The organism is Gordonia sp. 852002-10350_SCH5691597 (genome assembly GCF_001665715.1).
In the GTDB taxonomy this organism is placed as follows: Bacteria; Actinomycetota; Actinomycetes; order Mycobacteriales; family Mycobacteriaceae; genus Gordonia; species Gordonia sputi.
In genome coordinates, this window is sequence record NZ_LZMO01000253.1 from 1 (window position 1) to 4,389 (window position 4,389).

5 protein-coding genes are annotated in these 4,389 nt (G+C 67.3%); 1 reads left to right on the forward strand and 4 read right to left on the reverse strand.

The window, feature by feature from the left end; translation table 11 throughout:
• The coding region (locus A5777_RS18655; protein WP_231895113.1) for a class I SAM-dependent methyltransferase at positions 1–315 on the reverse strand (315 nt) is incomplete at its 3' end.
• A gap of 158 nt (positions 316–473) precedes the next feature.
• Complete coding sequence (gene cynS, locus A5777_RS18660) at positions 474–926, reverse strand: cyanase (RefSeq protein WP_197502420.1); 453 nt, start codon at positions 924–926, stop codon at positions 474–476.
• 143 nt (positions 927–1,069) lie between these two features.
• On the opposite strand from cynS, the gene A5777_RS18665 reads away from it, so the two are divergent.
• Complete coding sequence (locus A5777_RS18665) at positions 1,070–2,398, forward strand: multidrug effflux MFS transporter (RefSeq protein WP_064863788.1); 1,329 nt, start codon at positions 1,070–1,072, stop codon at positions 2,396–2,398.
• Here A5777_RS18665 and A5777_RS18670 read toward each other — a convergent pair.
• Positions 2,380–3,453: a PHP domain-containing protein gene (locus A5777_RS18670; protein WP_064863789.1), complete on the reverse strand. Its 1,074-nt coding sequence runs from the start codon at positions 3,451–3,453 to the stop codon at positions 2,380–2,382. The two genes, A5777_RS18665 and A5777_RS18670, sit on opposite strands and share 19 nt — an antisense overlap.
• Before the next feature lie 108 nt (positions 3,454–3,561).
• Positions 3,562–4,389, reverse strand: an 828-nt coding sequence (locus A5777_RS18675; protein ID WP_064863790.1) for an isopenicillin N synthase family dioxygenase, incomplete at its 5' end; no start/stop codon positions are given.

Here is a 4,389-nt window from a genome sequence, read left to right on the forward strand (position 1 = left end):
GCTGGCGTCGGATTGCACGAACGCGGCGCGGTCGAGCCCCCTCGCACTAGCCTTCTCGACGGCATCCTGCGCGGCGTCGACTCCGAGAAACTCCGTGTAATGCGCAGGCGAGAGCCGCTGCGCCAACAGCCCCTCGCCGCAGCCGAGTTCGAGCACTCGGGGTCGGGGTGAGGTGCGCAGGCAGTACCCGGCGACGACGTGGAAGCGCGGAGCCTCCTGCTCGTTGGCGAGGTAATCCCAGTCGCCGCTGCGGTATTCGTCGTCGCAATCGGCGACGCCGTGTGCCGACGAGTACGGCCGCAGATAGCTCGACACGAGTCCCACCCCGCGTGCCGCTTGCCGCCGCGCACCGCCGACGATTCCTTCACGCGCCGCACCCATCGCCAGCCCTGCCTTCGTTTGTCGGACAAATCCGACGGAATGCTACCGGTGATGTGGGCGCGACGGATATGTGCGGCGCCACAGAATCGCGTTCACCAGCGGTAATCGAGGAACTTCCCGTCGAAGGTGACCACCACGCGATCGCCGTCGGGGTCGGGCCGCCTGGCGATGTCGACCTTGAAGTTGATCGCGCTCATGATGCCGTCGCCGAACTCCTCGTGGATGAGCTCTTTGAGCGCAGGGCCGTAGACCGCGAGTGCCTCGTAGAACCGGTAGATCGTCGGATCGGTAACCAGTTCATCATCCCGGGTACGGGCAGGCTGCAGACGCAGACTCTCGGCGACCCCTTGGCCGAGCCCGAGTAGTTCGCAGACGATCTCGGCCTTCTCTGCGGGCACCGGATGCTTTCCGAGTAGGGCCGCGACGGTCCACACCAGCGGCGCCTCGATACGGTCTGCGATCTCGGCCCACGTCAGGCCTGCACGGATTCGCGCGGCGATGATCAGCTCGGCGGCATCGGATTTGGACATGATCGGTGCGTTCACCCGCGACTCCCTGCTCTCGACGATCTACGTCGCCCGGTTGCTCTGTTTCAGGTCCACCCTGACGCGGTCAGAGCACTCGCGCCAGTCGAGAGCGCAATCCGCTGTAGAGGGCGCAATCCCCGGTCCGCGCGGCGCGTGATTCGATGACCAGTATGTCGTCCTCCCCTCGCGCCGACGGCGGCACGCAGCCGACCGACGCACACGGTCGCACCCCATCCCCCTCTGTTTCGCAGCCGGAGAGCGGACACCGGTCCGCGTCTGCACCATCGACCGGCAAGCCCGGCGTCGGCGGACTGCTGCTCGTGGTGCTCGCGCTGCTGTCGGCGGTGGCGCCTTTCGCCACGGACCTCTACCTGCCTGCTTTCCCCCAGATGACCGAGGAGTTGCAGACGTCGGCGACGGCCGTTCAGCTCTCGCTGACAGCGTTCCTGGTCGGCATCACGCTCGGGCAGCTCGTCTTCGGGCCGATGTCTGATCGGTTCGGGCGACGTGGTCCGCTGATCGCAGGCGCCACGTTGTGCGTGGTCGCAGGCATCGTCGCTGTTCTCGCGCCGTCGATCGGCGTGCTCGTCGCAGCGCGGTTTGCTCAGGGACTCGGCGGCGCGGCGGGCATGGTGATCGGTCGGGCGATCATCTCCGACCTCTCGGAGGGCCGTCAAGCCGCACGCGCCTTCAGCCTGATGATGATCGTCGGCGGCGTCGCGCCGGTGGTGGCCCCTCTTCTCGGCGGTGTCCTGGTGTCGCCGCTGGGCTGGCGCGGCGTCCTCGGCGTGGTGCTCGCGATCTCAGTGCTGATGCTGGTGTCGGCGCTGACGGTGATCCGCGAGACCCTCCCGCGCTCGAGACGACACAGCGCTCGAAACTCCACTCCTCGCAACGGCTTCTCGGAGTTACTCGACGTCGGATTCCTCGGTTACAGCGCCGCATTCGCATTCGCCTTCGCGGTCATGATGTCCTACATCTCGGCGTCGCCGTTCGTCTATCAGGACATGATGGGGCTCAGCTCCGGCGTGTACGGCCTGATGTTCGGAATCAACGCACTCGGGCTGATGGCGGTGAGCGGACTCGCCGCCAGACTGTCGTCGACTCGCTCGCTGCGCGGGATCGTGGCCACCGGGTTGGTCGTGATGTGCCTCGCGACAGCCACTTTCGGCGTTCTGGTCGCCACCGGCGCGCCAACGGGTTGGCTCGCGGTGCCCCTGTTCGTGTGCGTGAGCAGCCTCGGACTGGTGTTCGGCACCGCCACCGGGCTTGCGATGAGCCACGTGGGATCAGCTGCCGGTGCAGCGTCTGCCGTGCTGGGTGCTCTGCAATTCGGGCTCGGCGCACTTGTGTCACCTCTGGTGAGCATCCGCGGTTCCGACACCGCGGGCCCGCTTGCCATCGTGATGGCTTGTTGCGCAGTGATTTCCGTTGCAGCGTTCGTGGCGGCCGGGCGCGCGCATGACGGTGTTCACGACGAGGCGGTCTGAGGGTCTGCGAGCCACTCTCGCAGGCGGCGCAACGACCAGGTGGTCACGACTCTGTCCTGATCGATCCCCATCGCCTCGGCACGCTGGGCACCCAATGCCTTGAACTCGAGCTGACCGGGCGCATGCGCGTCGGAGTCGATGGCGAAAAGGCAGCCGAGATCCCGTGCCAGCGCGAGTAGGTCGTCGGGCGGGTCGGCGCGTTCGGGGCGCGAATTGATCTCGACCGCGGTTCCGGTGTCACGGCAGGCGGAGAACACCTCGTGCGCATCGAATGTCGACTGCGGTCGCTTACCGCGTCCTCCGGTGATCAGCCGTCCGGTGCAGTGCCCGAGGACGCGAACCCGCGGATGTTCGACGGCGGCCACCATCCGACGTGTCATCGGGCCAGCGTCCATTCTGAGCTTCGAATGCACCGACGCCGTCACGACATCGAGGCGGTCGAGCATCTCCGGAGACTGGTCGAGCGTGCCGTCGCCGAGGATGTCGACCTCGATCCCGGTCAGCAGCGTGACGTCGGACTCGCCGCGCGCGTTGAACTGCTCGATGACGCCGATCTGGGCATCGAGACGCTCGGCCGAGAGTCCATTGGCGACGGTCAGCCGCGGCGAGTGATCGGTGATCGCAAGCCACTGCTGTCCGAGAGCGCTTGCCGCCGCTGCCATTTCGTCGATGGACGCGCCGCCGTCACTCCACGTGGTGTGCGCGTGGAGGTCGCCACGCAGCGCCTCGTAGAGCAGGTCGCCGGACTCGGCTCCCGTGTCGGTCAAGGGATCGGCCTGGGCCTGCAATCCGCCGAGGTAGTCGGGAAGTGTCCCGGAGACGGCGTCGTCGATCACGGCTGCGGTGGTCTTGCCGATGCCCGACAACGCGGTCAGCGAGCCCTCCGCGGAGCGTCGTCGAATCTCGTCATCACCGACCTCGACGACCGTCGCGGCCGCACGCCGGAACGCCTCGACACGGTAGCTGCTCTGCCTGTCGCGCTCGAGCAACCACGCGATCCTCGTCAGCGCCTGCGCGGGATCCACTGGCGCGGCGAGTGGGATCAGTGAGCGCATTCCCCGACAGTAGCCCCGTGGACCACAGCAGCGCACTCTCGAACGAATTGGACGCCCACTCAACCACTTTCAGCACACGGTCGACGGCAACGGGTGCACGGTCGACCGCTAGCCGACGGTGATCGCGTCGAGCCGCTCCCTGATGAATTCACCGCTGGTGACGGGCGGGCGACCGGCCACCTTGCCGACCGGCGGCTCGAGCGGAGTCACCACGGCGTCGTGGTTGAGCTCGTAGAAGAAGATCAACGAGACGAGATCTTCTTCCGGGGCGTCAGGTTGCGGCGGCAGCACACGGTGCCTGCCAGCGGGCCATCGGCCGCCCGACCAGTACTCGAGCAGGTCGCCGATGTTGACCGTCAACGCCGACGGATCGTACGGCGCATCCGCCCAGCCACCCTCCTCGCTGTAGACCTGCAACCCACCCGCGCCCGGCTCGCGGTCGAGGATGGTCACGGTGCCGAAGTCGGTGTGCGGGCCGATGCGGTACTGCCCGGGCTCGGGCTCGCCGACATCGGTCATGGGCGGATAGTGATTGATGTTCGACGTCCAGGTGGCTGAGCCCGCGAGGTCGCGAAAAGGATTCTCGCTGCCGGAAAGTCCCAGCGACGCCGCCATCAGGGCGAGCAGATCGTCGGAGAGCTTCTTGCACGCCGCAGTCCACGCGGTGAACAGTTCGCGTAACCGTGGCGCCTCCGCGGGCCAGACGTCCGGAGCGAACCAGTAGTCGTCCACCTCGGGGATGCCGACTCGTGTCTGGGCGCCCGAGTTGTAGGTCTCCTTCAGGTCGGGAGGTGTTTCGGTGCCCTCGGAGTAGCCATTGGCCTCCAGGCCCGGGCCGATCCAGCCCCGACCACCGACTCCGACGGCGTACTGCCCCTTCACCTCCGGCGACATGGCGAAGAACTCGCGGGCGGTGGCACGCAGCGCGGCGGGCAG